Below are 2,975 nucleotides of genomic sequence, written 5' to 3' on the forward strand. Positions count from 1 at the left end.
ACTATAGACCCCTACGAAGAGTTTTCCGTTATTTCAACCGGTCTTGAGCCGAGCCGGGATGATAAAAACACCTTTCTTCTGCCGAACTATGACATACTTGTGGACTCACCGATAGAGATAGGGAATCAGAAAGTTCTGGAATTTGAAGTGCGGGGAGTTCCGCATGAGATCGCTATATACGGGAAGGGAAATTACGACTCCACAATGGTGACCGAGACAAAAATGATCGTGGAGGGCGCGGTGGACATCTTTGATGAGATTCCTTATAAACGGTTCGTGTTTATAGTTCATCTCGGCAAATCGGGAGGCAGCGCTTTAGAACATCTGAATTCCATAACTTATATGTATGGGCGGTGGAATTTTCAGCCCGAGAGCCGCAGACAAAGATGGCGCGGATTGATGGCGCACGAGGTATTTCATATTTACAACGTAAAAAGGATTCGGGCGAGAGCGCTCGGTCCCTTCGATTACACAAAGGAGAACTATACTACTCTGCTCTGGGTCATGGAGGGCGTTACCGTATATTACAGCGGAAGGATACTCCTCAAAGTCGGTTTGCTGAGCCCGGAAAGATATCAGAGGAATATTTCATCGCTCATGAACACTGTCTCAAACAATAAAGGTGACAGATATCAGTCGGCAGCGGAGGCGTCTTTTGACGCCTGGATAAGATATTACAGGCGGAACGAGAACTCACCCAACAGGGACGTAAACTATTATAGTAAAGGAAACCTGCTCGGGCTGCTCCTCGACCTCGAGATCCGTTACTCATCGAAAAATAAGAACTCACTCGACGACGTTATGCGGCGGCTCTATACGGAGTATTATAAAAAGAAGAAAAGAGGGTTCAGCGAAGAGGAGTTCAAAAGAGAGGTGGAACGCGCCGCCGGAAAGAAACTCGACTATTTCTTTGAGAATTACGTGTACGGAACCGAGGAGATAGACTACAAAAAATATCTCTTATACGCTGGCCTCGAGGTAGAAGATCTTTCCGCATCCTCGATATCCGAATCAAGTGCGTATCTCGGAATCAGCACGAGAGAGAGAGCCGGCAGGCTGATGATAACCAGGGTGGTACGGGACTCACCGGCATGGAACTACGGACTCAACGTAAACGACGAAATCATCGCGCTTAACGGACTTCGGGTTAATAAATCAGAATTCTTAAGCGCCGCTGGCAGGCTGACTCCTGGGGATTTGATGACTCTGACTGTCGCACGGGGCGACTGGCTTCGGGAGATCGAGGTGGTACTCGGAAAACCAACGGATAAAAACTATTTTCTCTTTAGGACAGAAGAACCTACGGAGCTCCAGAAAACGGTCTATGAATCGTATTTTATGACGGAGTGGGACGGCGAATTAGAGGATTGATCGCTATCGGCAGCAACATTTTGGCTCAGCTGCTCGCTCGAAAAATGGGATTGCTTCGTCGTCCGCCATCTGGCAAACTTCTCGCAATGACGCAGAGTTTTAGTACTCTACATCTCCGTTTTCAACCGCTTCTATTAGATGGAGTTCAAACTCCCCTCCTTTCCAAGGAGGGGAACACAATGGGTGGTTTTCCATTAATTAGCCCGGCCATTTATGGCTGGGATATATAGCAAGAAAAAGTTCTAATTAGGGAGTTCACGCCCTTACGGAACATTATCAATAACGCCCTGAACGGCGTCATCGTTTTTTGTAGCCATTGAAAACCCAGCCATTTATGGCTGGGCTATGAATATTATTTAAAACTTATAACGTGGCGGTCATTTAGGGTTTACACTAACTCGCACATTGCACAGTCGTGGAGAATATTACGAGAGGATCAGTCCTTCTGTGCGAGCCCCTTCTTTTTCATGAGTTTTTCAATATCTTTGATCTTGCGCGGGGATTTGTCGCTGAGCAGCTCATAACCCTTTTCGGTAATCAATATACAGTCCTCTAATCGGACGCCGATGTTCCACCACTTCGGGTCCACTTCCTCATCCTCTGTGATGTAAACTCCCGGTTCGATAGTATAAACCATTCCCGGTCTCATGACAACAGATTCGCCGTCCTCGGTGTAAGCGCCGGAGTCGTGAACGTCGAGCCCGAGCCAATGTCCGAATCCGTGCATATAAAATTTTCTGTAGGAACGGTCTTTTATGATCTCCTCACGCGTGCCGGAAAGCAGACCGACGTTTATCAGTCCGTCCACTACGCTGTTGAGTACCGTGTCGGACAGTTCTTTTCTTGACGTCCCCGGTTTACTTATCTTGAAAGCCGCTTCCTGCGCATCGTAAACGATCTTATATATCGCAGCCTGTTCCCTCGAAAATTTCCCGCTCACGGGATATGTGCGGGTGATGTCCGCTGTATAATACCCCCATTCGGCTCCGATATCCACGAGCAGCATGTCGCGTTTGTTCATCTTCATCTCATTCGTCTGGTAATGAAGAATGGTGCTGTTCGCTCCCGAAGCGACTATCGAAGGGAATCCGGGTCTCTGAACGCCGTGTTTACGGTAAGTGTACTCGATGACAGCCTCTATCTCATATTCACTCATTCCCGGCTGAGCAGACTTCATAGCTTCCCTGTGGGCTTCGGAGGTTATGTCGATCGCCTTGCGGAGCGATTTTATCTCCCAGTCCGATTTGATCTTTCTCATCTCTCCGAGCAGGAACCTCACGTTTTTCAATTCGACGTCGGCGCGCCCCCCCGAAGCGGCAAACCGCCTGGTTATCGTCTCTGAGAGCTCTTCATCGGCTCCGAAATTATGATAGATCGTTTTGGCGCCTCTGACCAACTCCCGCAGCATTTTCTCGAAATCTTCGATGACATACGCCGTGTCGGCACCGAAGATTTCCATCGCTCCTTTTGTGCCGTATCTGCGTCCGTCCCATGTTTCGCGGAGCTTATCCCTTTTACGCACGAAGAGCACAAATTTATGCTTTTCGTCTCCCGGACGAATTACGGCGATAGACCGCGGTTCTTCGAACCCTGTCAGGTAGAAC

Annotated in this window: 2 protein-coding genes; one reads left to right on the forward strand and one right to left on the reverse strand. The window is 48.5% G+C overall.

Annotation, left to right across the window (positions count from 1 at the left end; all coding sequences use genetic code 11):
* Positions 1-1,371: M61 family metallopeptidase (locus tag IID12_10180; GenBank protein MCH8289450.1), on the forward strand; the 1,371-nt coding region annotated here is incomplete at its 5' end.
* 436 nt (positions 1,372-1,807) lie between these two features.
* Here IID12_10180 and IID12_10185 read toward each other — a convergent pair.
* The coding region (locus tag IID12_10185) for an aminopeptidase P N-terminal domain-containing protein (protein MCH8289451.1) at positions 1,808-2,975 on the reverse strand (1,168 nt) is incomplete at its 5' end.

The sequence above is a fragment of the Candidatus Neomarinimicrobiota bacterium genome (genome assembly GCA_022567655.1).
Lineage (GTDB): Bacteria > Fidelibacterota > SORT01 > SORT01 > SORT01 > JADFGO01.